General features: G+C 63.4%; 24 protein-coding genes. 9 read left to right on the plus strand and 15 right to left on the minus strand.

Annotation, left to right across the window (positions count from 1 at the left end; translation table 11 throughout):
* Positions 1 to 118 precede the first annotated feature (118 nt).
* From FKB36_RS10080 to FKB36_RS10090, 3 genes are all read right to left on the minus strand, one after another.
* Entirely contained in the window at positions 119 to 628 is a 510-nt protein-coding gene (locus FKB36_RS10080) for a deoxycytidylate deaminase (RefSeq protein WP_261597934.1), read from the minus strand.
* Positions 629 to 697: 69 nt separating this feature from the next.
* The gene (locus tag FKB36_RS10085; protein ID WP_261597935.1) at positions 698 to 1,528 is read right to left on the minus strand and encodes a class I SAM-dependent methyltransferase; all 831 of its coding nucleotides are present in this window, start codon (positions 1,526 to 1,528) and stop codon (positions 698 to 700) included.
* A 118-nt stretch (positions 1,529 to 1,646) separates the two neighbouring features.
* Positions 1,647 to 2,261 (minus strand): hypothetical protein, encoded by a 615-nt coding sequence (locus FKB36_RS10090; protein WP_261597936.1) that lies wholly within the window; start codon positions 2,259 to 2,261, stop codon positions 1,647 to 1,649.
* A 398-nt stretch (positions 2,262 to 2,659) separates the two neighbouring features.
* On the opposite strand from FKB36_RS10090, the gene FKB36_RS10095 reads away from it, so the two are divergent.
* Entirely contained in the window at positions 2,660 to 3,529 is an 870-nt protein-coding gene (locus FKB36_RS10095; protein WP_261597937.1) for an alpha/beta fold hydrolase, read from the plus strand.
* 18 nt (positions 3,530 to 3,547) lie between these two features.
* On the opposite strand, the gene FKB36_RS10100 is transcribed toward FKB36_RS10095, so the two are convergent.
* A complete protein-coding gene (locus tag FKB36_RS10100) occupies positions 3,548 to 4,741 on the minus strand; it encodes a M24 family metallopeptidase (protein ID WP_261597938.1) in 1,194 nt (397 codons plus the stop codon).
* 106 nt (positions 4,742 to 4,847) lie between these two features.
* On the opposite strand from FKB36_RS10100, the gene FKB36_RS10105 reads away from it, so the two are divergent.
* Positions 4,848 to 5,597, plus strand: a complete 750-nt coding sequence (locus FKB36_RS10105) for a class I SAM-dependent methyltransferase (RefSeq protein WP_261597939.1) — start codon at positions 4,848 to 4,850, stop codon at positions 5,595 to 5,597.
* Positions 5,598 to 5,606: 9 nt separating this feature from the next.
* Here the strand turns inward: FKB36_RS10105 and rsgA are convergent, their stop codons facing one another.
* Both rsgA and FKB36_RS10115 read right to left on the minus strand, forming a co-directional pair.
* Positions 5,607 to 6,701: a ribosome small subunit-dependent GTPase A gene (rsgA, locus tag FKB36_RS10110; RefSeq protein WP_261597940.1), complete on the minus strand. Its 1,095-nt coding sequence runs from the start codon at positions 6,699 to 6,701 to the stop codon at positions 5,607 to 5,609.
* A gap of 135 nt (positions 6,702 to 6,836) precedes the next feature.
* The gene (locus FKB36_RS10115; RefSeq protein ID WP_261597941.1) at positions 6,837 to 7,994 is read right to left on the minus strand and encodes a TIGR04083 family peptide-modifying radical SAM enzyme; all 1,158 of its coding nucleotides are present in this window, start codon (positions 7,992 to 7,994) and stop codon (positions 6,837 to 6,839) included.
* Positions 7,995 to 8,157: 163 nt separating this feature from the next.
* On the opposite strand from FKB36_RS10115, the gene FKB36_RS10120 reads away from it, so the two are divergent.
* Positions 8,158 to 8,586, plus strand: a complete 429-nt coding sequence (locus tag FKB36_RS10120) for a pyridoxamine 5'-phosphate oxidase family protein (RefSeq protein ID WP_261597942.1) — start codon at positions 8,158 to 8,160, stop codon at positions 8,584 to 8,586.
* A 133-nt stretch (positions 8,587 to 8,719) separates the two neighbouring features.
* On the opposite strand, the gene FKB36_RS10125 is transcribed toward FKB36_RS10120, so the two are convergent.
* The 3 genes from FKB36_RS10125 to FKB36_RS10135 all read right to left on the minus strand — a co-directional run bounded on the left by FKB36_RS10125 (position 8,720) and on the right by FKB36_RS10135 (position 11,133).
* Entirely contained in the window at positions 8,720 to 9,433 is a 714-nt protein-coding gene (locus FKB36_RS10125; RefSeq protein WP_261597943.1) for a DNA alkylation repair protein, read from the minus strand.
* Between the two features lie 187 nt (positions 9,434 to 9,620).
* On the minus strand, positions 9,621 to 10,127 hold the full coding sequence (locus tag FKB36_RS10130) for a GNAT family N-acetyltransferase (RefSeq protein WP_261597944.1): 507 nt from the start codon (positions 10,125 to 10,127) through the stop codon (positions 9,621 to 9,623).
* Positions 10,128 to 10,284: 157 nt separating this feature from the next.
* Positions 10,285 to 11,133: a metallophosphoesterase gene (locus tag FKB36_RS10135; protein WP_261597945.1), complete on the minus strand. Its 849-nt coding sequence runs from the start codon at positions 11,131 to 11,133 to the stop codon at positions 10,285 to 10,287.
* An 80-nt stretch (positions 11,134 to 11,213) separates the two neighbouring features.
* On the opposite strand from FKB36_RS10135, the gene FKB36_RS10140 reads away from it, so the two are divergent.
* Genes FKB36_RS10140 through FKB36_RS10150 form a run of 3 tightly spaced genes read left to right on the plus strand, consistent with a single transcriptional unit; the run spans position 11,214 to position 14,411 of the window.
* Positions 11,214 to 12,758 (plus strand): radical SAM/SPASM domain-containing protein, encoded by a 1,545-nt coding sequence (locus tag FKB36_RS10140; protein WP_261597947.1) that lies wholly within the window; start codon positions 11,214 to 11,216, stop codon positions 12,756 to 12,758.
* A complete protein-coding gene (ahbB, locus tag FKB36_RS10145) occupies positions 12,745 to 13,233 on the plus strand; it encodes a siroheme decarboxylase subunit beta (RefSeq protein WP_261597948.1) in 489 nt (162 codons plus the stop codon). The genes FKB36_RS10140 and ahbB overlap by 14 nt, the downstream gene beginning before the upstream one ends.
* Positions 13,230 to 14,411, plus strand: coding sequence for a radical SAM/SPASM domain-containing protein (locus tag FKB36_RS10150; protein WP_261597949.1), 1,182 nt, complete (start codon positions 13,230 to 13,232; stop codon positions 14,409 to 14,411). The genes ahbB and FKB36_RS10150 overlap by 4 nt, the downstream gene beginning before the upstream one ends.
* Positions 14,412 to 14,435: 24 nt before the next feature.
* Here the strand turns inward: FKB36_RS10150 and FKB36_RS10155 are convergent, their stop codons facing one another.
* Positions 14,436 to 15,893: a catalase gene (locus FKB36_RS10155; protein WP_261597950.1), complete on the minus strand. Its 1,458-nt coding sequence runs from the start codon at positions 15,891 to 15,893 to the stop codon at positions 14,436 to 14,438.
* 406 nt (positions 15,894 to 16,299) lie between these two features.
* Entirely contained in the window at positions 16,300 to 17,604 is a 1,305-nt protein-coding gene (locus FKB36_RS10160) for a condensation domain-containing protein (protein WP_261597951.1), read from the minus strand.
* 103 nt (positions 17,605 to 17,707) lie between these two features.
* On the opposite strand from FKB36_RS10160, the gene FKB36_RS10165 reads away from it, so the two are divergent.
* The gene (locus tag FKB36_RS10165; protein ID WP_261597952.1) at positions 17,708 to 18,577 is read left to right on the plus strand and encodes an ATP-binding protein; all 870 of its coding nucleotides are present in this window, start codon (positions 17,708 to 17,710) and stop codon (positions 18,575 to 18,577) included.
* On the opposite strand, the gene FKB36_RS10170 is transcribed toward FKB36_RS10165, so the two are convergent.
* Positions 18,559 to 19,149, minus strand: a complete 591-nt coding sequence (locus tag FKB36_RS10170) for a DNA-3-methyladenine glycosylase (RefSeq protein ID WP_261597953.1) — start codon at positions 19,147 to 19,149, stop codon at positions 18,559 to 18,561. The two genes, FKB36_RS10165 and FKB36_RS10170, sit on opposite strands and share 19 nt — an antisense overlap.
* 303 nt (positions 19,150 to 19,452) lie before the next feature.
* Between FKB36_RS10170 and FKB36_RS10175 the strand changes: the two genes are divergently transcribed.
* Positions 19,453 to 19,854: a cupin domain-containing protein gene (locus FKB36_RS10175; protein WP_261597954.1), complete on the plus strand. Its 402-nt coding sequence runs from the start codon at positions 19,453 to 19,455 to the stop codon at positions 19,852 to 19,854.
* Between the two features lie 66 nt (positions 19,855 to 19,920).
* Here the strand turns inward: FKB36_RS10175 and FKB36_RS10180 are convergent, their stop codons facing one another.
* Both FKB36_RS10180 and FKB36_RS10185 read right to left on the minus strand, forming a co-directional pair.
* The gene (locus FKB36_RS10180) at positions 19,921 to 20,184 is read right to left on the minus strand and encodes a hypothetical protein (RefSeq protein ID WP_261597955.1); all 264 of its coding nucleotides are present in this window, start codon (positions 20,182 to 20,184) and stop codon (positions 19,921 to 19,923) included.
* Between the two features lie 56 nt (positions 20,185 to 20,240).
* On the minus strand, positions 20,241 to 21,296 hold the full coding sequence (locus FKB36_RS10185) for an AI-2E family transporter (RefSeq protein WP_261597956.1): 1,056 nt from the start codon (positions 21,294 to 21,296) through the stop codon (positions 20,241 to 20,243).
* 274 nt (positions 21,297 to 21,570) lie between these two features.
* On the opposite strand from FKB36_RS10185, the gene FKB36_RS10190 reads away from it, so the two are divergent.
* Complete coding sequence (locus FKB36_RS10190) at positions 21,571 to 23,421, plus strand: potassium/proton antiporter (RefSeq protein ID WP_261597957.1); 1,851 nt, start codon at positions 21,571 to 21,573, stop codon at positions 23,419 to 23,421.
* A gap of 245 nt (positions 23,422 to 23,666) precedes the next feature.
* Here the strand turns inward: FKB36_RS10190 and FKB36_RS10195 are convergent, their stop codons facing one another.
* Positions 23,667 to 26,165, minus strand: coding sequence for a PAS domain S-box protein (locus FKB36_RS10195; RefSeq protein WP_261597958.1), 2,499 nt, complete (start codon positions 26,163 to 26,165; stop codon positions 23,667 to 23,669).
* Positions 26,166 to 26,630 lie beyond the last annotated feature (465 nt).

The raw sequence follows: 26,630 nt of genomic DNA on the forward strand, positions 1-26,630 counted from the left end.
CCGAGAAAAACGATCTGTCTCCCCGGATACGGCTTTCCATCGGCTATCGTGATGACTGCCCCCGCCCCTGCAGGATGGGGGAGGAGGCCGAAGGCGCAGAGCAGGGCGAGGGAACCCCCTACTCCCCCAAGGCCTTCGCAATCACGCCGTCCAGGTGCCGGCGGTAGAGTTCCTGCGGGTCGAGTTCCCCGAGCCCTTCCGGTATCCTGACGACCACCCTGTCGATGCCGGCATTCACGAGCATCTTCGAGCACATCAGGCAGGGCGGGTCGTAAGACGGTGCTCCCGTCAGGCGCTCGAACCCTGCCAGGTAGAGCGTACATCCGACCGCAGCCCGGCCCGCCTGCAGGAGCGCGTTCATCTCCGCGTGCACCGATCGGCAGAACTCGTAGCGCTCGCCGGAGGGGATGTTGTACTGCTTCCTTATGCAGGTGTTCAGTTCATCGCAGTGGGCCTCCCCACGCGGAGCCCCGTTGTGCCCGGTCGAGACGATCTCCCCTGCCGGGTTCACCACGACCGCCCCGTAACACCGCCGGATACAGGTGGATCGTCGGGCGGTCTCGACCGCGATGGCCATATACCACTCCGTCCGCGAGGCCCGGGGCGGTACGGGAGGTCGATCCATCATGACCGCTCCTCCTTTGACCGCCTGCGCCCGCTCAGGTTTTCGCTCATGATAGATCTTCTGCCGCGCGGGTTAAAAAGAGGCGTTCTTCTGCTCGTGGGGTGACGCCCTGACCTCTCCGCTCTCTGGCTTCTCGAAGCAGAAGAAGCGATGCCTGCACCAGACGAGACCCCGGTCGGCCAGGACCTGCATCAGCCCTGTTGTCAGCCCCTCGGCCGCAAGGCTCACGGAGACGGCCGACGGGGCCAGGCGCGAGAGCGGGTCAGGGAGGTTCCGGCGTCGTGCAGCGTCGCGAACCGCGACGAACGGCCAGTAGAGGGGCGATGCGCTCGAGACCGTGCTCTCCTTCAGTATCATGCCGCATCCCTCGAAGAGCGACCGGTAATCTCCACCTCTCCGGTACACCGCCGCCCCGCTGAACTCCCCCTCGTGCTCCTTGAACTCCGGCTCCCTCCTCGCAAGCATCTCGATGAAGGTGAGATGCCCCCCCGGCCGGGTCACCCGGCAGAGTTCGCCGACGGTGCGGGCAAGTTCATCGTCGTCGGTGATGTAGCGCAGGGCCCAGACGGCGTTGACGACATCGAACGCGCTGTCCTCAAACGGGAGCGGCAATCCGTCGATGACGGCGTGTTCGGCGTTGCGGATGCCCGTCGCATCCGCCGCCTGTCGTGCCGCCTCGACCATCCCCGGCGAGATATCCACCCCGACGACGTGCTTCACCTGCCGGGCGAACCAGAGCGTCCACCGGCCGACGCCGCACCCGTAATCGAGCACCGAAAAATGCGGTTCCAGTCTGACTGCCCTTGAGACGAGACGTTTCTGGCTGCCGTCGATGTAGGCGTTGTTCAGGTCGTCGGCGCCAATCACCGCCCTGAGCGGGTGATGGGGGTGTTGTCCGGCCATCTCATCCCAGGTCTCGCGTTGATCGTGCGTATCCTCACCCCGTTTGGTTGGAATGAGGTGCCGGTGAGTATTTAGCATTTTCCACAGTATGGTGCATGGAAATGAGACTCGTTGAGGATCAGTAAACTCCCTCGCCGGTTACGAGGATGCCCTTCACCGGATAGGTGCCGTTGCACGGACCCGTGAACTCGTGGCGCACACTCTCGCGGTACGAGTTCGACTGCCAGCCGAGAATCCACCACTGGTTTATCCCCTGGAAGTCGGTCGAGACGGCGAGGACGTTATCGTCCCCGGCGTCGAAGGAGAGGATGAACGGCACCTCGACGACGTAGCCGGACGACCCCGGGCTCACGTAGTAGTCGTCGACGGGCCCGCCGGAGGCGGTGAGGTTGCCGACGATCCGGTACGGCGCAAAGAGGGGCTCGGTTCCCACCGGTATCTTGGTGTCTATCTCGTGGCCGGGATTGGCATCAAACATAGAGAGTTCCATCTCGATGAGCACCGGCGTCTCTTCCGAAGATCGGTTGGAGTAGATATGGGTCGGTTTCGGGAGATCCGACTCGTTCTGCCCCGGCATAATCCCGATCGGTTTGATGCGGTTCTTGTAGACGGGATCGATCCGGTCGGCCGAGACCTTCAGCATGGGAACCCCACTAACGTCCTCGATGCGTATCGAGATGTTGTCCCGGTCGAAATTGGTGAGGCTGGCGCGGGAGAGATCAAAGGGGGTCACGTTTGTTCCGGTATCCGGGTTGTAGCGGGATGGAAGGGGGATCAGGAGGACTACGTTCTCAATGGGGCCCGTCGTGGAGATCGTCAATCCGTAGTGATATGAGGATTCAAAGTTCTCGGATGCGGAGTAACACAGGACCCCTATGGTCAATACCATGAATATGAGTGAGAATACTACCAGAGCCGCGATTGCGATGGATACCTTCCTGATGAGGCCCAATCTATCCCTCCGTTCCCGATCAAGCCATAGGGGAACTGCCCTCATAAGTCTTCTCTCTTCAAAAATCCTTTTTCCGGTGGACCCGGACGGTCTAATTCCTTCGATCCCGGGCGAGCCCTTCCCGTGCCGTACCATTATATAGTATGGCCAGTCTCGGAACCCCGCAGAGGAGGTATTCCATGCCTTACATCACCGTCGGAAAAGAAAACTCGGGTCCAATCGACCTCTACTACGAAGATCATGGCACAGGCAAGCCGGTCGTCCTGGTCCACGGCTGGCCGCTCTCAAGCAAGTCCTGGGAGAAGCAGGTGCCGGCGCTGATCGACGCGGGCTACCGCGTCGTCGCCTACGACCGCAGGGGGTTTGGCAACTCCGCCAAACCGACCCTCGGCTACGACTACGATACCCTGGCCGAAGACCTGCACACGCTCATGACGGAGCTCGACCTCGCCGGGGCAACGCTCGTCGGGTTCTCGATGGGCGGCGGCGAGGTCGCCCGCTACCTCGGCACCTACGGGAACAACCGCGTGGAGCGCGCCGTCTTCATATCCGCGATCCCCCCGTTCCTGCTCAAAACCGCTGACAACCTCGAAGGCGTCAAGGGGAGCGCTTTTGACGGCTTCATGGAGAGCATCGCCGCCGACCGTCCGGCATTCCTCACCGGGTTCTTCCAGGACTTCTACAACGTCGACGTCTATGGGGGCGACCGGATCAGCGACGAGGTCCTCCGCCTCAGCTGGAACATCGCGGCCGCCGCCTCCCCGCGGGGCACGCTCGACTGCGTCCCGGCGTGGCTGACCGACTTTCGGGGCGACCTTGCGAAGATCGACGTGCCGGTTCTGGTGATCCACGGCGACGTCGACCGGATCGTGCCCTTCCCCGCCTCGGGCAAGCGCATCCACGATGCGGTCGAGGGGAGCCGTCTCGTGGTGATCGAGGGCGGGCCGCACGGGATCACCTGGACCCACGCCGGGGAGGTCAACCGGGAGTTGCTGGGCTTCCTTGAAGAGCAGGTCGAGCCGATGCAGCCGGTTGCCGGGCTCTCCTGAGCGTGGGGGAGCCGCCTCTCAGTACACTGGAATGAGTCCGGCGTTCGCCCCGGTGATGCACCGGCCGCCCCCGCGGGAGACCACGAAGGTGTTCTCGATCCCGACCATCCCGACACCCGCGATCCCCTTCTTGGGTTCGAGTGAGATCACCATCCCCTCTTCGAGCGGCTCGTCGAAACCCCGGGCGATCACCGGCATCTCGTCCACCTGCAGGCCGACGCCGTGGCCCAGGAACTGCACCCGCCGCTCCCCGAACCCCATGAAGTTCTCGAGGAACGCCGGCTCAAGGCCGCCGAGTATCGTCTCGTAGATCTCTGCCGGGACCATCCCCGGCCGCAGCATCGATGCCGTCTCGTCCTGGACCTCCACGCACCGGTGATGCGCCTCGTTCGCCTCTTCGGGGAGCGGCCGCCCGAACATATACGTCACCGTCTTGTCGGTGTGGTAGCCCTGCACCCCGCACCCGCAGTCGACGAAGACTAAATCTCCCGATCTAAGCTTCCGGTCATGGTTGCCGAGCACCGGCGCGCCGGGAGCCGCTCCGCGACACCCGCCCGGCCCGTCGAAGCTGGTCGGGTAGAGAGAGTTCTCTCCGAAACCGAGCTGTCCGAGCACCATCTCCGTCCCGAACATCCCGAACCGGGTTATCCCCTGGTGCCCCTCCCGGACCATGCGGGAGAAGATCTCGCCGCCGAGTTCGGCCTCGCTCATCCCTTCGGTGAGCATACCGGGGACGCAGTCTTCGAGCACATGAGAGTGAATCCTCCCCGCCCGCTCCATGAGAGAGAGTTCGTAGGCGCTCTTCTTCGATCTGACCTTTGCCGCCTGTGCGTCGAGCGGCTTTACCTCGCGGAACGGGAAGTGTTTCCGGAAGCGTTCGAGCAGTGCGAGGGGCACCACCTCCGTCTCGAGATGGATCGTCTCCGGGCATGTCCCCATCCCGGCCGCGGCGTCCCGGTAACTCTTCATCGGCTGGATATCGGGGAAGAACGACTCGTCGAGCGCCCTCTCGTAACTCCGGCGCACCCAGAGGACGGCCTCGTCGCTACGGGGAACCAGGAGGACAGCGTCCTGCATCGTCCCGGTGAAGTAGAACTCGTTCACCCTCCCGAAGATGGCGGCAGCCTCCCACGACGGGTTCTCCGCATCCATGCGGAGCCGGAACCGCTCCATGCGATCGCGGAGTTCGGAGGCGGGGGTTCTCTGGTCCATACGCATGATTGGGCGGCGATGGTATTTGGCTCTGGCGGGATTTCTGGCGACAGTCGGAGACCGTTCCGACCACAGGGGTTATAGAGCCGCACCGTGCACTACTCTCATGGACACCCCTTTTGTCTTTACCCTGCACGAGAACCTGCCCCGCCAGGGGCCGGGGAGCAACGCATGCACCCGGAAGGCCTTCTCGATGCTCGCCGGTCTCCCGCCCCAACCCGAGATCCTGGATATCGGGTGCGGGTCCGGGATGCAGACGGTCGAACTTGCCCGGATCTGCCCGGGCTGTCACCTCACCGCCACGGATATCTACCAGCCGTTCCTCGACGACCTCGCCCGGAGTGCGGCGTCGGCCGGGGTGGGCGACCGGATCGCCGCCGTCCGGGCCTCGATGGACGACCTGCCGTTCCCTGACGGATCGTTCGACGTCCTCTGGGCGGAGGGTTCGATCTTCATCGTGGGATTCCGAGAGGGGCTCGCCTCATGGAAGCGCCTCCTCCGGCCGGGGGGCTACCTCTGCCTCACCGAGGCCGCCTGGTTCACCGATACCCCCTCGCCGGAGGCAGCGACGTTCTGGAACGAGTGCTACCCGGCGATAACGACGGTCCGGAAGAACCGCGCGATCGCCGAGAGTGCCGGCTACGAGGTCGTCGCGACCTTTCCGCTGCCTGCGTCCGCATGGTGGGAGAATTACTATCTGCATGTCCTCAAGCGGATAGAAGACCTGCGGCCGAACTTCGCCGGTAATCCCGATGCGGAGGCGCAGATCGAGTTCGCCGAGCACGAGATCGCCGTCTACCGGGAGCATGCCGACGAGTACGGCTACGAGTTCTTCATCCTCCGGAAGGGAGTTTAGGGGAGGCCGTCACCTTCCTTTTGTCTTCCCGATATCCCTCTGGATCTTGCCGATCGCTTTCCAGCGTTTCTTCTCAAGCCTTACAAGCCCGATCTCCGCTTTATCCTGTTCGAACGCGAGTTCCTGCACGAGCCTCTGAAAACTCTCCAGCCGTACCGCAGGGAGGGTTCCGGCCGCGACGGCCGCCCGCACCGCACAGCCCGGCTCTTCCTCGTGCCGGCAGTCCGAGAACCTGCAGCCTTCGGCGAGCGCGAGGATGTCGGGGAATGTCCCGGCGATGCCGGTGGATGCCGTACCGATGCCGACCTCACGCAGGCCGGGGTTGTCTATCATGAGCGCCCCGCCGGCGAGGATGAAGAGCTGGCGGACGGTCGTGGTGTGCCGCCCTTTCTCATCGTAGTCCCGGGTGTCCGAAGTGTCCTGCACCGGGCGGCCCATGAGCCGGTTGATCAGGGTGGACTTGCCGACGCCCGACGAGCCGATGAGGGCGATCGTCGTTCGCGGCGCGAGGTAGGGGTCGAGACGGTCGACGCCCTCCCCGCTCACGGCGCTGATGGGGATGACCGGTATGCCGGGGGAGACGGCGGCGAGTTCACCGGCGAGCGTTGCGGGATCGTCCGCGAGATCGGACTTGTTGATGACAATGACCGGGCGGGCGCCTGAAGCATGTGCTATCGCAAGATAACGTTCTATCCGGCGGGCGTTGAGGTCATGGCCGGCGGCCGTGACGATAAAGACCGTATCGATATTCGCCGCGATGACCTGGTCGGCGCCTTCGCGCCCCGGTGTCCCCCGCGCAAAGAGGGTCTTCTGCGGGAGGATATCGACGATCGTCGAGGTGCCGGCTTCCGGCTGGTCAAGGAGCACGACAAAGTCCCCGACGGCGGGAAAGCGGCCGAGTCTCCGCAGAGCCCCAGAGACCCCGGCCGTGACGGACCCGCCGTCGACGAGCACGTCCCACACGGTCTTCTGCCGGCAGGCCACCCGGCCGGCGAGATACGGACCGGTGTATTTCGAGAATGCCGCATCGTGTTCCTCTGTCCAGCCGAGGTCTTTGAGCGTACAGGGATGCTGTTCTCCGCATCGGGGATTGGATTGGCTCATTGAAATGACCTTTCCTCTCTAAAATGTGTGGCATTCAAGGTGCCAAGTGCTTTGCGGTCGCGGTTATCGGCTGCATGCCGAAAGACCCCTCAGTTAGAGTACAGGGCGATGCCAGAAATGTGGCAGCCCGGGCATCTACTTCATGGCCATCGTCTGCAGGACCGCCATGATCCCCGGTTTTGCCCTCCGTCCGAACGGCGATCCAAACCCGCCCATCTCGTCATCACCTGAGCCGAACATCTCGTCGTTCAGCCGTTCGGTGATCTCGTCGAGTATCCGTTTGTACGCAACGCAGTGGGGGTCGACCCCCTGGATCTCGCCGGCTGTCGGCGCAATCGCGTTGTAGGGGCACCCGCCCCGGCAGTATCTGGTATGGGAGCACTCTTTACAGGCGCCGTCGACGTAGTCCTTGAATGCGTGCATCAGTCTCCAGGCGTCCGATTGGGCGAGGTCTTCCTCCGCGGGGCGGTCGTAGACGTTCCCCATCGCATACTCCGGCATCCCGACAAACCGGTAGCAGGGGTAGATGCTCCCGTCCGGCCCGAAGGCAAGGGTGCTTCCCATGCAGTCCACGAACGTGCAGACGGTGCCGTGCCGGACGAAGACGCCCTTGCAGAGGTCGTTGATGTTCATGATCTCGATCTTGCCCAGGTTCTCCAGGTAGGTGTCGAGGAGGTAGACCAGCAGTTCCCCGTACTCCTCCGGTTCGAGCGCCCACTCCTTCGGGTCGTCGCTCCGAAGCGACGGCAGTGCAGGGTGGAGTTTGAGGGGGAAGCCGCTCGTGAGGAAGAAGTCGACGATCTCCTCTTTGCGCCGGACCGACTGGTTGGTGAACGTGCAGATGAACCGGACATCAAGCCCGTTCTCCCGTGCAATCCCGTAGCCCCGCATCGTCTTTGCAAAGTAGCCCGTCCCCCTCTGCATGTCGGTGATCTCCTCGGGGCCGTCGATGCTCGAGCCGATGGGGATACGGTATTCCGCGAGGATCTTCGCCAGTTCCGGGGTGAGCAGCCAGAGGTTGCTCTGCAGGGCGAACGTCGGTTCAAGGTGGGCGAGTTCCTCCGAGAGGATGGGGAGCGCCTCGCGGTAGAAGTCTGCGCCGGCAAGGAGCGGTTCGCCCCCGTGGAAGGTGATGGTGACCTGATCGGACCGGTAGTCCTTGAGCCACGCCGCTATCTCCCGTACGGTCTCGATGCTCATTTTTGGAGAACTTTCATCGGAACTCCAGCAGTAGTGGCACTTCGATGGGCAACCGAGGGTCGGGATGATCATGACGTGAAACGGGCTCTTCATCGTACCGAGTTCACTCTGAAGACTTTAATACCTATTTATACGGGCGCCGGGACCGCAGATACGGGCGGAGACTGACCCGGGAGGTATTCCCGTCCGGTTCCGCCCGAGGGTTCCCCGGAAACATTTTTTATTTCCTCTCCGTATGGATGTGCGAGGAAGGAAAATGGAATTTTCCGAATGCGTGAAATTCGCGAACGAAAACCCCGTGACCTACATCGCGACGATGGACGGCGATCAGCCCCGGGTTCGGGCGTTTGCCATGTGGTTTGCCGATGCGACCGGGTTCTACTACCACACCGGGACGCCGAAGGCCGTCTGGCAGCAACTCATTAGAAACCCGAAGGTCGAGCTCTGCTTCTATGAGCCCGGCGAAGCGGGGAAGATGATGCGGGTCGCAGGCGCGGTCGAGTTCCTCGACGATCCGGCCTTGAAAGAGCGGCTTGTCGGGGACCGGCCGTGGCTCCTCCAGATCGGTCTCTCCGGCCCCGCCGACCCGAAACTCGCCGTCTTCCGCGTGGCCCACGGCGAGGCGTACTTCTGGACGATGGAGAACAACATGCGGGAAGCGGAGGCGCCGCGGGTCGGGTTCTGAGCCACCCTGCGCCTTTGCATGAAGTGAAGTACAGGGATAGCGATAGAACCTCACGCGAAGAGCGCGAAGCCGCGAAATGGCTTACAAGTATCCATCTACCTGCCTTCGCGTCCTTCGCGACTTCGCGTGAGACTTACCAGTCCTTCTTCATCGCTTCGGCCTTCAGGTCTTTCGGCATCAGCTCGATGGCATACCGGAGCGCCGTCCGGGGCATCTCCCGCTTGTTTGCCATGACGTAGGAGAAGACCCTGTCCGTGTGCTTCCGGCTCGCCTCCTTGAGGAGCCAGCCGTAGCCTTTCTGCACCATGTCGTCTGTGTCAGTCAGAAGCAGCCCGGCGATCTTGAAGACCTCATTGAGGAACTCCCCGCGCCGCGCCGGCACGACCAGCGAGACCGCCGCCGCCCTCCGCATCCAGCGATTCGTTGACTGCGTCCAGCGCTTCAGCTCATCGACCGCTTCCGGGTAACGGACGATGTAGTCCCCGACGGCGTGGTTGCAGAGGCCGTCGCAGGTGGCCCAGTTCGTGATGTAGGTCTCGATCCAGTGCCGGAATACGGCGATGTCGCCAGATTCGTAGCGGTCGGCGAGTAACGGGGCCCAGGCAGAGACCACGAACGCCTCCTCCATCATCCCCGACGAATAGAGTTCCTCGCAGAGTCCGAAGACCTCCTGCTTCTCACGGGATTTGACCTCTTTCCAGTACTCCTTTGCAATCGAGACCGCGGTTGCGGTCTTCATCCCGTAGCACCGGACCTCCTCCTTGAAGAACCGCTGGCCTCTCTCCTGGAGTTCGGGGTCCGCGTGTGCCGCGAACTCCTGCCGTATCGCCTCGACGACCGGATCCATATGCAGGTATACGGAGAGTAGTGGGATAAACAATGCGGCGCTCAGAGCCATCTGCCGCCCGATCCGGGTGTGAGGCATGCTCGATGGCGGCATGCGACCTTTCGTCGGACTTTGTGCCCCCGGTGCTCCTCCGGGCGGATAAAAATGCGGGATTTATCGGAAGATCACGGCTGTCGGCCGGGGGATCTCACGTCTCCGGTCGTCGGTGGGGTGCATTCCCTCGCACCTGTTCGAGCACCGTCCGGCGGGGGTAGAACCCGAACTTCCGGTAGAACGGGAAGGCCTCCTCGTTTCCTTCCGCGACCGCCACCCGGTTTTCAACCGAGCCGTTCTCGTCCAGCCACGTGAGCGCCCGGGTCATGAGGGCCGTCCCGATGCCCTGCGAGCGGTAGGCCTCGTCGACGTAGAGAGACTCGATCTCCCCGATATGGTCTGCCGAGAGCGAGGTTACGCAGTAAGCGACACACCGGCCCGTTGCCGGGTCGGAGGCGAGGTCGACCCGGATGTCTCCCGTCTCTGCACACCGGACAAAGTACGCCTTGCGGTCGTCGAAGGTCGTGTGCTCGAAGAAGGCCCGGAACGTCCGCGCACGGATGCGGTGGTGCTCGCAGATCCGGTTCCAGAGCGGGCGGATAACCTCGATGCCGGCGATGTCCGTGGTGCGGTACTCGATGGGGGGCGCCGTTACGGTCATACCTCTCCCCTTTTCGCCTTCGCCGGGCATCCCCGCCTGTAGGGCGCAGTTTCGGCAGGACAGTGGGAGATTCCAGCGCTCTTTATGGAGATCATGGTCGCACTGTTGAGAGCAGTGTTGCCGGTATACGCATATCTTCGTGCCGGTGCGCCCGGCATCAACGGTGCCCCCTCTTCCCGAGATACCGCTCGATGTGCGTCTTCCTGATCCCCATCCCGAGCAGGCGCAAAAAGACCTCATCCCGCCCTTCTGTCGCAACATCTTGCCGTGCCCGCCGCAGCGCCTCGGCCTCGTCTCGGAAGGGGAGCGGTCCCCGCCCGGTCGTGAGATCCCGGAGGAGTGCCGGGTCGCATTCCGTCGCGGTGATCTCCTCTCCGGGGCGCATAACAATCCGGCACGGTCCGGCAACGTACTCGATCCTTCCTGGCTCGATCACCGCATACGAGGCTGGCGAACAGTCGAGGGCGATATACGCCTTCCCGGCGACTACGGAGACCATCATGCCGTAGTGGCCGGTGACGATGCACGGCGCTGGAAGGTCGAAGAGCCAGATCCGGTCGGCAAGAGGGGCGTGGGCGACAACGATGTCGGCCGGCCCTTCGGCCGAGCGGGCCATCCTCTTCTCCTTCCCGGTGGGGACGCCGAGGAAGCGGATGCCGCAGGCGGTCTCCGCCTTTCCCGATATCTCGTGAAGGAAAGGGCTCGCCTCCGCCGCCTCCCGGACGCGGGCGTAGGTGCCCATCTTATCGTCGTTGTTCCCTTCGACGATGACGCAGTGCCTTCCCGCCGATGTAATCTCGTGGAGGAGGCCGAGGAAGAGTTCCGTCTCATCGAGACCCGAGCGGGAGCATCGGTCGTAGGCACCGTCGCCGGCGAAGACGACGAGTGCCGGGTTGATCTCCCCGACCAGGCGGAGGAACGAGTCGGTATCGACCTTCTTCCCGCCGGGTGCGCCCCGTTCCCTCGTCCCCCACGTGAGATCGCTGAACGCGAGGATCCTCGTCATGGCCCGGGGTTGGGCCCCGGGGGTGATAGGCCTCCCGGTCGTCCAAAGGTTGATGTCGAAAGCAACCAGAGATGTGGAGAATGCAGCGCACGACGGGCCCCGCCCTGATCTCCTGGAACGTCACCCTCCGCTGTCCGCTGAAATGCCCCCACTGCTACGCAGACGCCGGCGAGCACGAAGCGGAAGGGGTCCTCTCGACCGCCGAAGCGTTCTCGGTCATCGACCAGCTCGCGAGCACCGGAAAGCCCATCGTCGTCCTCTCCGGGGGAGAGCCCCTGATGCGGGAGGACATCTTCGATATCGCCCGATACGGGACCGAACGGGGGCTCGTGATGGCGATGGGCACGAGCGGGTATCTCCTCGATAAAGCGACGGCAGAGCGGCTCGCCGCGGCGGGCGTCCGGTCGGTGGCGGTCAGCCTCGACTCCGCTGACCCGGATACCCACGACGCGTTCCGCGGCGTCCCTGGCGTATGGGGGCGGGCGGTCACGGCGATCAAGCACTGCCGCGATGCGGGGCTCGGCGTCCGGATCAACATGACGGTCACCCGCCCCATCCTCGCCGATGTGGAGGGGGTGCTTGCCCTGGGCGAATCCCTCGGCGTCCGCGACTACCAGGTCTTCTTCCCGGTGGAGACGGGGAGGGGAAGCGAACCCGGGCAGGGCAATTCTCGCGAGTACGAGGACTTGATCCGGGAAGTCCTCCTCCGCTACCGGGAGAGCGGTCTCCGTGTCCGGCCGACATGCGCCCCCCAGTTTCGCCGGATCGCCGACGAGGCCGGGATCGAGAACCCCGGATGGGGCCGGGGCTGCATGGCCGGTATCAGTTACTGCCGGATCTACGCGACCGGGGAGGTGACCCCCTGCCCCTACCTGCCGGTGAGCGCCGGCAACCTCCGCACCACGCCGTTTGCTGATATCTGGGAGAACTCGCCCCTCTTCGCAGCCCTCCGCGACCCGGACCAGCTCACCGGAAAGTGCGGGCGGTGCGACTATAAGGGGGCCTGCGGCGGGTGCCGGGCGCGGGCCTGCCGCGGCGCCGACTCCGTCCCTGCCCGGTGGTGCGACGGCCTCATGCGGCCCGACGACCCCTGCGGGGAGGTCACCCGCGAGGACCCGTGGTGCCCCTACGAGCCCGGCACCGCCGACCGCACAGACCTCGCGATCCTGGACACCCTCCAGGACGACCTCCCCCTGGTCTCCCGCCCGTGGGCCGGTATCGCGGCGAGGCTCGGGATCGCGGAGGACGACCTCCTCGTAAGGATGCGGCGGCTCGCTGCGGCGGGCGTTCTCCGCAACGTCTCGCCGGTCTTTGAGTCCCGCAGGTTCGGGCTTGCCGCCGCGACCCTGGTCGCCCTCCGCGTCCCACAAGACCGGGTGCGCGAGGTGGCGGAGGTCGTCAGTACCTACCCGGAGGTCTCGCACAACTTCCGGCGGGACCATGCCTACTCCCTCTGGTTCACCCTCGCCGCCCCGACAGAAGAGCGGCTCTCCGCGGTGCTCTCGGATATCCTGGCCCGGACCGGCATCCTGGAGGAGGATGCGCTCGACCTTTCCACCGTCCGGGCCTATAAGATCGACGTGCGGTTCCCGCTCTCGAAGGAGGGGTCGGATGGATCCGATTGACGTCCGTCTTCTCGCAGAACTCGAGAAGGGGATTCCCATGGTCGAGGAGCCGTTTATCGAGATCGGGCGACGGCTCGGGGTCCCGGAGGCGGAGGTGCTCCGCCGGGCGCAACGCCTCCGCGACGAGGGGGTGATCCGGAAGATCCGGGCGCGGATAAACCAGCGGCTCCTCGGGATCACGGCAAATGCCCTCGTCGCCTGGCGGCCGCCCGCGGGGTGGGACGAGGAGGCCTTCTCCCGGTTCGCCGCCTCTCCGGGGATCTCCCACTGCTACCTGCGCCGACCGGTGCCCGGGAGGTGGGAGTACACCCTGTACACCGTGCACCACGGGAGGAGCCGGGAGGCTGTGCTCGCTGCAATCGAGGAGATGGCCCGGACGACAGAGTGCAGCGATTATATCGTGCTCTTCAGCACCGAGGAGTACAAGAGGGTGCCGAACGTGCGCATCAGCGAGAACGGAGGCGAACTACGGTGAACAGGATTACACAGTGCATGCATGGGCGGGGAACAGTCAGCGGCGTTATGCGCCACCAGAACAGGCCTCTTACCGAGGTGCCGGGGAAGTACCTTGCGTTCATGCAGGACTACCGGCCGGTCGTCTTCTGGAACCTCACCGACCGGTGCAACCTCGGCTGCGCCCACTGCTATAGCCGGTCCGGGCCGGGCTCGATGACGGACGAGGAACTCTCGACAAAAGAAGCCCTCGCGCTCATCGATGACCTCGCCGCAGCGGGCGTCCCGCTCATCCTCTTCTCCGGCGGCGAACCCCTCCTCCGCGAGGACCTGCCGGAGCTCGCGCGGGCGGCGGCGGAGAGCGGGATCAAGACCGCGCTCAGCACGAACGGTACCCTGATCACCCCTGATGCCGCCCGGATGATCAAGGACTCAGGGATAGGCTACGCCGGGATATCGCTCGACGGCGCGGGGCCGGAGACCCACGATGCGTTCAGGGGAACCCGGGGTGCGTTTGCGAAGGCTGTCGAGGGGTTTGCCCGGTGCCGGGAGGCCGGCCTCCGGACCGGCCTCCGGGTCACCCTGACCAGGGAGAACATGGGTGAACTCGAGGCCCTCATCGACCTTGCGGGGACGCTCGGCGCCTCGCGGTTCTGCCTCTACTGGCTTGTGCCGAGCGGGCGGGGGGGCGAGGCCTACGATCGGCTCCAGGTGGGGCCAAAGGAGGTAGATGAGGCACTCACCCTCCTCTACCGGAGGGCATCGGAGACCGATCCCGGGGCCATGGAGTTCCTCACCGTCGACGCCCCGCAGGACTGCATCCACCTCCTCCGTGCGATGGAGCGGGACGGGTCGCCCGACGCGGCCGGGGCAGAAGCGCTGGTGCGATCCCTGAACGGCGGGTGCAGCGCGGGGAAGCGGGTGGCAAACATCGACCCGAAAGGAAACGTCTACCCCTGCCAGTTCGCCCGGTCGCCCGAGTTTCTCGTCGGAAACGTCCGGGACCAGCTGTTCTCCCGGATATGGCAGGACGCGGAGAACCCCGTCCTCACCCGGTTCAGGGCGGAACCCCGTGACCTCTCCGGGAAGTGCGGGCGGTGCGGCTCCCGCGACCTCTGCGGGGGTGGCTGCCGGGTGCGGGCGTATGCGGCAGGCGGCGACCTCGCTGCAGAAGACCCGTTCTGTTTCGTCGAGCGGTAAAAAAAGGAGGTGGCGGTTCCGCCGCTACTTCACGTTTGCGAGCGAAATGCCGAGGGCGTTCGCGACACCCTTCCCGTAGGCCGGGTCGGCCTTTGAGCAGTTCTCGATGTGGCGGGCCTTGATGAAGTCGGGGGCATCCCCCATGGCGCGAGCGGTGTTCTCGAAGAGGACCTGCTGCTGTTCTGGGCTCATCAGGCGGAAGAGTTTGCCCGGCTGGGTGTAGTAGTCGTCGTCGTCCTCGCGGAAGTTCCAGGCTCCCGCCGCACCGGAGAGTTCTAGGAACGGGTCCTTATACTCGGGCTGCTCCTGCCACTCGCCGAAACTGTTCGGCTCGTAGCCGACGGCGGAACCTGCGTTGCCGTTCACCCGCATCTGGCCGTCGCGGTGCGAGGGGTTCGCGTAACATTTCGGGCGGTTGACCGGGAGCTGGTGGTGGTTGACACCCAGGCGGTAGCGCTGTGCGTCCCCGTAGGCGAAGAGACGCCCCTGCAGCATCCTGTCGGGCGAGAAACTGATCCCCGGCACCACGGCGGCGGGGTTGAACGCCGCCTGCTCCACGTCCTGGAAGTAGTTTTCGGGGTTCCGGTTCAGTTCGAGGACACCCACCTCGATCAGGGGGAACTCCCCCTTGTACCAGACCTTGGTGAGGTCGAAGGGGTTGTAAGGCATCTGCTTCGCCTGGTCCTCGGTCATCACCTGGATATACATCGTCCAGCGGGGGAAGTCGCCCCGCTCGATGCTCTCAAGGAGGTCGCGCTGGTGGCTCTCGCGGTCTTTCGCGACGATCGCCTCGGCCTCCTCGTCGGTCAGGTTCTTGATGCCCTGCTGCGTGTGAAGGTGGAACTTGACCCAGACACGCTCGCCTTTCGCGTTGATCATGCTGTATGCATGGCTGCCGAACCCGTGCATGTGGCGGTAGGAGTAGGGGATCCCGCGGTCGCTCATGGTGATCGTCACCTGGTGGAGCGACTCAGGAAGGGATGTCCAGAAGTCCCAGTTGTTCTTTGCCGACCGCATGTTCGTCTTCGGGTCGCGCTTGACGGCGCGATTGAGGTCCGGGAACTTGTGGGGGTCGCGCAGAAAGAAGACGGGGGTGTTGTTGCCGACCAGGTCCCAGTTCCCTTCTTCGGTGTAGAACTTCATGGCAAAGCCGCGGATGTCGCGTTCCGCGTCGGCCGCACCCCGTTCGCCCGCGACAGTCGAGAAGCGGACGAAGGCCTCGGTCTTCTTGCCCACTTCGGAGAAGATCTTCGCTTTCGTGAACCGGGTGATGTCATGGGTGACGGTGAACGTGCCGAACGCCCCTGACCCCTTGGCGTGCATCCGCCGCTCCGGGATAACCTCCCGGTTGAAGTGCGCGAGTTTCTCCTGGTACCAGACGTCCTGCATCAGCATGGGGCCGCGGGGGCCGGCGGTCATGGCGTTCTGGTTGTCCGGCACGGGTGCGCCGGCAGCGGTGGTTAATTTCTTCTTGTTCTCCATAGTTGCCTCCTTATCTCTCCTTAGGGGCAGTAGAGTGATTGGATTAAAAGCGACTGATGTAGATTCTCTTCGAGTCAATTTAAATGTTGCCTGACGTCGGCGTTCGATCTCATCTCTCTTCTGACGAGACCACAGGGCATATCGGCACGTCCGGTCCCTGCTCCGGGGCGCCGCAGGCGTGAACCTTCCCGCTATGGCCCGGAGTCCAGGTTGTCCCGGTATTCCCGGCAGCGGTCTGTGCAGCTGATACATGAGTAAGAACAGCGATTATCAGACCGGCAGGGCGAGCCGGCGGCGCTCACGCATCAGGGGTGCTCCGGCAGTCCAGTATCATTGTCCGCGACGGTTGCACCCGAGGGATGCCCAGACCACCTGCATCGCCGAGTTGAACGCCTGCATCATCGTCTCACGGAAGATACCCGTCCACGTACCCGAGGAACCGCTCCACGACGGCCGTCGAGTATGGCCCTTCCTCGTAGGCTGTCGCGAGGGTCAGGCGGTCGCGGAAGGTGGAGGCGATCATCAAAAACCCGTACGGCCAGCAGACGCAGGGGAGATACTGGATATCCCGGAGATCGAGCATCCTGCCGTCCTTCCCCGGGACCGGGAGATAATCGCCGGGATTGAAGATGCCGAGGTTCGAGAAGACCGGGTTTTTGTGGCCGGACGCCCCATACCGCTCGATCATCCCGTCGAAGAACGCCCGCACCGCCGGCATCCCGCCCGCCATGATCTCCTCGTAGAAGAGGATGGTCGCGAGGCCGAGGCTCCCTGATTTTTTGCGAGCCGTTATCGACGTCACCTGGCCGACGATATCCGGGAGCCGTGCCCCTTCCCCGGCAGAGAGGGTGGCCTCGTAGGCGATGGAGAGGTTCGCGAGCAGAGCGTCGTCGTAGAGGCCGGGATACTTCCTCCGCAGATCGGCCGAGGTCAGGAGCGACCGGGGCGCTCCCCGGTCGGAGGGGTCATGCCGGATCTTTGCAAGGGCGAGGAAGTATGCAGCGATCAGGACGTCGTTCACCGTAGCCCCGTGCTCTCTCCCGAACGCCTTTATCCGGCCGAGCCGTTCCGGCGCGAGCGTCCGGCGGGCGACACGGGGCGTCCCCCTCCCGGTCCGCTCGACCGGAAAGCGCCACCGGTCGACGAACGGCTCCTCCTCCGCGAGCGCCTGCCGCTGCTCTTCCTCCGGGTAGAGCGCAAGGACTCTCTTCGTGCTCCGCTCATAAGGGGCGCGGGACGGCGTTCGGAAGTCCGGGTCGTCCATGATCCCCCGGTAGACGGCAAAGACCTCCCGGGCAAGGGTGAGGGCGCCGGCCGCGTCGCAGAAGCCGTGGTGGCAGGTGACGGCGACGACATCCCCCGCCGCTCTCCGGTAGAGGTTGACCCGCACCTGCGGGCCGGAACGGACGTCGAGCGGCGGGGGTGGCGTCGTGAGAGGCTCGTCGGCGCCGCCCCGGGTGAGGACGAACGCTCGTTCCCATTCACTCTCCGGGACCTCCTCCCAGACCGGCCGGTCGTCAGCCTCCGCGTAGCGGGACCGGATGTAGGGATCGGACGCAACGAGCCTCATCGTCGCCTCCCGCAGGGCGCCGGCGTCAATCTCACCGCTGAACGTGAATACGACGTGCATCGAGGGGTCGTAGACCCGCTCGAAGTAGACGTTGAAGACGTCGAACGCGGGTGCGGGATAGCGGGCCGGCGGGGGAGACATTACCATAACCATCGTTTTGTTCTGGGATAACTGCTTTCGTGCGATACCTAGTTAAGAAACGGCGTCAAGGATACTGAACGGAACCTTTACGGGGATGTCTGCCATGAAGCGAAAGATCATCGAGATCGACGAGGAGAAATGCACCGGGTGCGGGCTCTGCATACCGGACTGCCCGGAAGGAGCGCTCCAGATCATCGACGGGAAGGCACGGCTCGTGAGCGACCTCTTCTGCGACGGTCTCGGCGCCTGCATCGGGACATGCCCGGAGGGGGCGATCTCCGTCATCGAGCGGGAGGCCGAACCCTATAGCGAGGAGGCGGTGATGGAGAAGATTGTCCCGCAGGGGATGGGTGTCATCAAGGCGCACCTGGAGCATCTCCTCGGCCACGGGGAGAAGGCCCTCTACCGCCGGGCGATCGATTACCTGAACGCCAACGAGATCCCGGTCCCCCCGCACGAGACCCCCGCCGCCCCCGCAGCATGTCCGGGCACCGTGGCAAGGAGCCTTCAGCGGGAAGAGGCCAGAAGTGCGGAACAGGCCGCACGGATCGAGTCGGAACTCCGGCAGTGGCCGGTTCAGCTGACGCTCGTCAACCCCGCTGCGTCCTACTTCGACTATGCGGATCTTCTCGTCTCCGGCGACTGCGTCCCCTTCGCCTACCCCGAGTTTCACCGGGACTTCCTGCAGGGGAAGATCTTGCTCATCTTCTGCCCGAAACTGGATGCGGATATCGAGGGATACATCACGAAACTCGCCGATATCTTCTCGCGGCACACGGTCCGGTCGATCACCGTCCTGCACATGGAGGTGCCCTGCTGCAGCGGGGTGCGCTACATCGTGGACGAGGCCCTGAAACGCGCAAAGAAAGAGATCCCGGTGGCCGAGAAGACGATAACGCTGCAGGGCGAGGCAGTGGAAGGGAGCATCGTCCGGCGCCGGGGCCCCGGCACGGGTCACCGCCGCGAGATGTAACGGCTCCCTTTGAGGTAGAACCGGAGCGGGAGGTCTGCCGCCTTCGTGATCCCTACGCGGGTCGTCTGCACGATCTCCCCGCCCGCTCCCTCCGCCCGGCGGCCGGAGAGGCTCCCGGGCGACCAGACCTGCAGGGGTCCCCCGGAGAGCGAGGTCCCGTCGAGATCCATCGTGATCCCGAGCGCCTGCGTCAGTTTGCCCGGCCCGCTCGTGAGCGCGAACGGGTCGTCCGTTCCCCGCCGCGCCTGCATGAGATCGGTCCCGCCGGCCGGCTCGAGCGCCCGGACGAGAACCGCCTCTCCCGTCCCCTCGGGGCCGGTCACGACGTTGAAGCAGGTGTGCAGGCCGTAGACCCGGTAGACGTAGGCATGGCCCGCCGGCCCGAACATCGCCCGGTTCCGCGGCGTCTCTCCCCGGTACGAGTGGGCTGCCGGGTCGTCCCGGAGGTAGGCTTCGACCTCGACGATCCACCCCATCGTCGCTGCCTCTTCCCGGTGCACGAGCAGGCACCCCAGCAGATCTTTTGCGACGGTCACCGTGTCGCGTTCGTAAAATGATGGTGGAAGGATCATGCGTGTTCTCCGGTCGTATCCTGAAAGATCTCCGCCGCCTGCCCATCAAGGTTCCGGGCGGCGGCGAGGCGGCACCGAAGTCTCTTATCACCCGCTCTCCCCGACCATGGGAACTCCGGGCCCCGGCCGCTGAATATCGTTCCGGCTGTATAGGTCGCTCTAACTGCCCGGCGCAGCCGCCACAGGTTTTATTCGGAGTTCAAGAGACCTGAAACGGGCTAATGTTTAATAGAAGTGGCGGCATAATGGAATATTGTTATCACCCACAACAAAAACAAACCTGCTTATATGGAGGTTCTGAATATGAAGAAAGGATTTGCAACCGATATCGAGACTGAAACTGTAAAGAACACCGAATTCCGCAGAGTTCTCTACACGAGCAAATTCAGCCAGCTCGTGCTGATGAGCCTGAAGCCCGGCGAGGAGATCGGCGAGGAGGTTCACGACGACGTCGACCAGTTCTTCCGGTTCGAAGAAGGGGAGGGGAAGGTCGTCATCGACAACACCGAGTACAAGGTGAAGGACGGCAGCGCCGTGGTCGTGCCGAACAGTGCCAAGCACAACGTGATCAACACCTCAAAGACCGCCGACCTCAAGCTCTACACGATCTACTCGCCGCCGGAGCACCGTGATGCGGTCGTGCACAAGACCCGCGAAGCGGCCATGGCGGACGACGAGCACTTCGACGGGAAGACGACCGAGTGATCCTTTCCGGATCACTCTAAAATCAGATCACTTTTTTTTGTAGTTACGGTAAGTGCCGGGCCGTTCTCAGTCCCGCTCAATCTCGCCGCCTGCCTCCCTGATCGTCGTCTCGATCCGTTCCAGCAGATCGGGGTCGTGGATGGCGAAGTCGAGCATCGGAAATCCCGCCACGAGGGGGATGGGTTTGAATATCGCAAGCGGCGCTGTTCCGTCTTTCCTTGGGCTTTCGCCCGGGGCGATGATGGAGGTCGTCCCATCCGCCCAGACGGCGAGGTTCCCATAACCCTGTGCGTCCCAGATCGCTTTGATGATTGCATGTGTATGTAGCATGCTCACTCCTCAGAAGAGGAGGGTGCGAAGAGGGTATCAACCTTCCCCATGCCGGTTTACCTCGCCGGTGGCGCCTCGGCCTCCCGCGTCTCCGCCGGGAGAGTCGGCTCTCCCGTAAAGAGGTGGTCGACACCGAGGATCGTGTTCACCCAGGCCCAGTCCTCGCTCGATTGAGCGACCATAAGGACGATGAGGGTGAGCGGGACGGCGAAGATCATCCCGGCAACACCGAGCGCCCATCCCCAGAAGATGACCGAGAGGACGACGACGAGGGCGGGGATCTCGAAGCGCCTCGATGCGAAGTGCGCGAAGATCGGGTTCTCCACGAGCGCGTTCAGGATCGCGACGACCACGATCACCGCGATCGCGCCCCCTATCCCGAACTGCAGCCAGGCAAAGAAGATCGCCGGGAGCGCCGCGATGACCAGCCCGATGTAGGGGATGTACGAGAGCAGGAACGTCATCACCCCCCAGAGGACGGCCGCGTGCACCCCCATGACCCAGAGGAACGTACCGAAGAGGAAGCCGTGGATGAGGTTTACCTCGGTCCTGACGATGACAAAGTTGGCCAGGAATCCGCTCATGCGGGAGAACGACTCGACGGCCTCGTCGTTCTTCATCACCTTCCTCACCCGTTCGGGCATCCGCGGCGCCTCAAAGAGCATGAAGATCGTCGTCACCGCTATGAAGAAGAGGTAGAGAAGGAGATCCGCGATACTGATGGCCGATGAGGAGAGAATTCCCACGAATCCCTGCAGGTTTATCGAAGACGGTGAGAGCGAACCCGTTTCAATCCCATATCTGTCCAGGAGGGTAAGGATCTCCGATAACCTGGCGGTCAACTCCCGCTGGTAAAGAGGAAGATCTGCGACCAGCGTCTCGAACGAGAAGAAGACGAAATAGCAGATCAGCAGAACGGCAAGGCAGGCGACGGCGGCGACCACGCCGACGGCGACGCTCTCAGGGAGTCCCCTCGTTCGAAGGGCTTTCGTTGGGGGATATATGATCATGGCGAGGATCACCGATACGGCGATGATGGTGACGAGGTATCCGATCGCCTCGATTCCGATAATGAGGAACACCAGTGCCGTCAACAGGAGTATGGTGCTCACGCGCCTTGGGAAGATCGGGGTTTCTGTCATCCTGACTGAGATCTTCTTACGGATACTATATCAACCCCGCGATACGCCGCGGAACCGACGAGGCCGAGAGATCTGTTCGGCGCGCCCGGCCCCCTCGCTCCGGTCTCGATGGGCTTTGGGGTTCTGCCGGGTGCCGATGATCGCGAAACGATCGGCGCCGGGTTGGTATCCGCCCGGAGGACTATCCGATCGAAAGAGTGGGTAGGCAATTTTTAAGCAGAGTACCCGCGAATAATATCCATAAATGGTCCTCACCCTCGAACTCGTATTTATCGGAATAGCGGTGCTCTTTCTGATAAGCATCATAGCAAATAAGTTCTCGGAGAGGCTCGGTGTTCCTGCGCTCCTCATCTTCCTCATCGTCGGGATGCTCGCAGGCTCGGAGGGGCCGGGCGGTATCCCGTTCGACGACCCCACGCTTGCGCAGCTCATCGGGATTATAGCACTTGCATATATCCTCTTCTCGGGCGGTCTTGATACCCGGTGGGAAGAGATCCAGCCTGTTCTCTGGCAGGGGATCGCCCTCTCCACGATCGGCGTCGTCCTGACCGCAGTCCTGCTCGGCGCGTTCGCCGTCCTGGTCCTCGGATTCTCTCCGCTCACGGGCCTACTCCTTGGCGCGGTCGTCTCGTCCACCGATGCGGCGGCAGTCTTCTCGATCCTCCGAACGGCACGGGCCCGCCTGAAGGGAAATCTGCGACCGTTCCTCGAGTTTGAGTCGGGGAGCAACGACCCCATGGCGGTCCTGCTCACCACCGGCATCATCGGCCTGATCCTTACCCCGGGTTCGTCGATCTTCAGCCTCGTCCCGACGTTCGCGCAGCAGATGGCGGTCGGCGGCCTCATGGGTTACGCGCTCGGCAAGTTCACGGTCTGGTTCATCAACCGTATCAAACTGGAGACCGAGGGGCTGTACCCGGTGCTCACCCTCGCGATGGTGCTGCTGGTCTACGGGCTGACCACCGTCATCGGCGGAAACGGGTTCATCGCTGTCTACCTCGCCGGTCTTATCATTGGTAACAGCGTCATCATTCACAAAAAGAGTCTGATCCGGTTCTACGACGGAATTGCGTGGTTGATGCAGATCGTGATGTTCCTTGCGCTCGGGCTGCTCGTCTTCCCCTCGCAGCTTGCATCGGCGTTCGTCCCCGGCCTTCTCGCCGCCCTCTTCCTGATATTCATCGCGCGGCCGGTCTCCGTCCTGCTCACACTGCTCCCCTGGAAGATGCCGATGAACGAGAAGGCCCTGGTGTCGTGGGTGGGGCTCCGGGGCGCCGTCCCGATCATCCTCGCGACCTACCCCCTTGTCGCAGGGGTGTCTGATGCGGATGCGATATTCAACATCGTCTTCTTCATCGTCATCTTCTCGGCGCTCGTGCACGGGACATCGATCCCCTCAGTCGCCCGCTGGCTCGGTCTCGCCGGCCCGCTCGAGGAGACGGGCAAACTCTCCCGGGAGTTCGATGTGGACCCCGATACCCCGAGCGAATTGCTCGAACTGGTCATCCCTCCGGACGCCTCGGCGGTGGGCAAGCAGGTCGTCGACCTCGGGTTGCCGAAGGGCACACTCATCATCCTGATGCAGAAGGGAGACGAACGCTTCGTTCCGGTCGGCAGCACAGTCATCGGGGCCAGAGATACGCTCCTCCTCCTGACGACGGACGAGATGACGGAGTCCGTCCGCGCCTGTCTCCTCAACTGCGAAGAACCGTGCAATGTCGCCGGCTCGCCGCCTCTCCCGGAGACCTTCTCCTGTACGGCGATAGTCGAGAAAGACCCCGAACAGGTCGAACCGGATCAGCCGGTCGTCTTCGGGGGCTCGGCTACGGTCTCCGGGGACTGCACCGCAACCGTCTCGGAGATGGCCTGGGACTTCGGCGACGGGACGACCGGCAAGGGCGAGACCGTCAGCCATGTCTACGCCACGGCTGGAACTTACACGGTCACGCTGGCCGTGACACTCAGCGACGGCATCGTCTGCCGGGCAACGACGGATGTTACGGTGGTCGATCCCCGGGAGCCCGGCTCTTCTCCGGCAGGCATCACGGCGAGCGGGAACCTGGTTCCCGGTGGCGTCGATACGCTGGACGACTGATACGGATCGGGCGGGCCCGGGACTTCGGTGATGAGGAGAAGGGCAGCCATGACCGCGGCACCTTCGACAGCCGCATACTTCTCCCGCCGAGCGGAAGCAGGGCGGCGACGTTGCGGCTGCCCCGGCTGTTGCCGCCCCTGTGAGCGGTATGAGGAAAAAAGAAGCCGGTGGCGACTGTTTTTATGTGTCGGATGTCGCCGGCGGGAGCGATTACGATCTCTCTACAGGGCAGCGCGCCGTTATCGTTACGAACCAAAATCCCGATCCCGGTTCGCCGGCTTGAGCGTGAACCTGAATGCCGCTCCTCCCTCCGGGCGCCCCTGCATGCGGTCCTCGATCCAGATCCTTCCCCCATAGCGCTCGACGAGTGTCCTGCAGATGAAGAGCCCGAGCCCGTCGCCCCTCCCCCGGGCTTTACCGCGCTCGAACCGGTGGAAGAGTTTTCCCTTCACGTCGTCGGGCACGCCGGGCCCGTTGTCTTCCACTGAGACCAGCACCTCCCCGTCCTGTTCCTCCGCCCGGACGACGATCTCCACCTCCGGCCCGCCGAACTTGACGCTGTTGCCGATGAGGTTCATGAAGATCGTGGCGAGGAGGTTGTCCGCCAGGACCTCGAGCGGTGGAACCACCTGGCGTATCGATGCTCCCCGGAAGTTTCTGGCCTCCTCGCTGACGACCGCGCTGAGGTCGACCGGTGAAAACTCTGCCGAATCGGTGTGAATGCGCCTGATCGTCGAGACGTTCATGAGGATCTCGGTGCTCCGCGCTATGCTGTCGTGGAGTTTTCGGGCGTAGGCCCTTTCGGTGCCGTCGAGGAGTTCGATCATGAGGTCGGCGTAGATGCTCGAGACGTTGTTTGCATTCCTGATGTCGTGAGTGATGATGTCGAGGTAGAGGTTCGCCTCCCGGTGCGCCTCCTCCAGACTGGCGAGCAGCCTGTTTCGCTCTTCTTCGGCATGGTTCCGGTCGGTGACGTCACGTGCGTTCATGATGAATTGCCGGTCGCTCCCCTCCCGGATCAGGCTCGTGCCCGTAACGTCGAGGAAAATCCATCGGCCGGCAGAACTCCTGATTCTGACCTGGAACGTGAGCCTCGCAGACGGCAGGGCTATTCCGGCCCTCACGGTTTCTACTGCTGCCCGGGCGTCTTCGGGGTGTATGAGGTCGAGTACGTCCGTGCCGATGAGACTCTCGGGATCATAACCCCCGATCAGTCGTACCGAAGGGCTTGCGTAGGTGATGTGTCTCTGCATATCGAGGAGAAGGATGATATCGGATGCGTTCTCGATGAGGGAACGGAAGTGCTCCTCGCTCTCTTCGAGGACCCGGTTGAGAAGCGCCAGTTCTTCGGTCTTCTCCTGCAACTGCTCGGTGGTGCTCTGCAGTTCTTCGTTCTGAACCTCCATCTCTTCGGCGAACTGCTGCACCTGCTCCAGGAACTCCTGCTTCTGCGCTTCCGCCTGTTTCAGCTCAGTGATCTCTGTGCCGACGGCGATGGCTCCGGTGACCGCTCCCCGGGCATCCCGCATGGGCGTCCTGGTAATATAGAAAGTCCGATCGCCGATCGTCTCCTCGAAGGCCTCGGTGGTCCCGGTCTCGATCACGTACCGATCATTGGCCATAACAGGGCCGCCGATCTCCGGGCCGAGGAGTTCGATCGGCGTCCTGCCGAGTACTTCAGTGGTCGGTCTGCCGATTATCCCGGGCACGGCAGGGTTGCAGAGCACACACCGGCCTTCGCGATCGGTGACGCATATGGGTGCCGGAGTATTCTCGGTGATGGCGTTGAGAAGGGCGTTGGCCTTCGCGAGTTCGTCCGCACGCTCGACCACACGCTCTTCAAGCGTCTCGTTTAACCCCCGTAGCGCCTCCTCGGCCCGCTTGCGCTTGGTGATGTCGATACCGACCTCGAGGATGTTGAGGGAGCCGTCCGCATCGGTGAAGGGGAAGTCGAAGATATCGTAATCGTGGTTGTCCGGCCCGGTCCACTCCCAGCGATGCGGCGCTCCCGTCTTCATGACGTTGTAGGACTCGCAGTTCTCGCAGGGCTCCGATCGCGAGAAGAGGTACTCGTAGCAACGTCGCCCGTCGGACGCGCCGAACCGCTCCCGGAAGAAGCAGTTTGCGAAGGGCACGCGATAGTCAGGCGAAAGCAGTATCACGTATACCGGCAGCGTCTCCAGGACGTCGTAGAGGCGTTTTTGCCCGGCCTTCACCGCCTCTTCAGCCCTGATGCGTTCGGCAACCTCGGCCTGCAGGGCTTCGTTCGCCTCCCGGAGTTCTAAGGTGCGTTCCAGAACGCGCCTCTCCAGTTCGTCATGCGCCCTCTTGAGCGCCTCTTCGGCCTGTTTGCGCTCGGTGATGTCCTGTCCCTGCGCGATGACCGAGGAGATCGCTTCCCCATCGCTCTCGTACACCGCGGCGGAGTTCCAGAGGACCGTCCTGATCCTGCCTCCCGCCGTGAGTATGGGGATCTCGACGGTCTCCCATCGCTCCCCGGCCGTCGTCTCCCGGATGAGACCCATCAGTTCCTCACGCCGGGTTTCGGGGAAGAGGATCTCCGGCGACCGGCCGACGACCTCGCCTGCGGCCCGCCCCGTCAGCCGCTCGAAGGCGCTGTTGAACCTGGTGATCCTGAGATCCGCGTCCCAGACGATGATGGGGGCGTTGGCATATCTGACCAGGTTCTCCAGGTACTGGGTCGTTTCAGATCCCTTCTCGGGTGTTTCGTGCTCGTGTATCAAAAATCGTTCCTCCTCCATAAGGCACGCCGTCGAGCGAACCGATAGTGTTGGGGTTTTATCACCGGCGGCTTGGAGCAGATTGCCCTCTCGATCGCTCCCGGCACCGGGCTTTATTGTGGGCTCTCCGGCGACGTTCCGGGTAGAGCACTTGAATGGAATCGGACCCCTATCCGTGAAGTGGTTTTAGGATACATTTGCAATTAACGTTTGGTATTGAGTTCCCGCAAAGCCGCAAGAAGGACGAACTACATTCCTTTTGGTCTACTGATGTTCTTCATCAGTTCCCGTATCCTCGTAAACTGCCGGCAGGAACCGTCGGACCGGGAGCAGGCGCCCTGAGGGTTGTGCGTGAATAACGGTGAATGAGAGGGAACATTTTTCGAGAAAATGGCATCGGATACGGCGATAAATCTGCTATGCTTATCTACCCGGGCTGCCTTTTTTCTTTATGGGTAAACGTACCGG

It is taken from the genome of Methanoculleus formosensis (assembly GCF_025384765.1).
Taxonomy (GTDB): domain Archaea; phylum Halobacteriota; class Methanomicrobia; order Methanomicrobiales; family Methanoculleaceae; genus Methanoculleus; species Methanoculleus formosensis.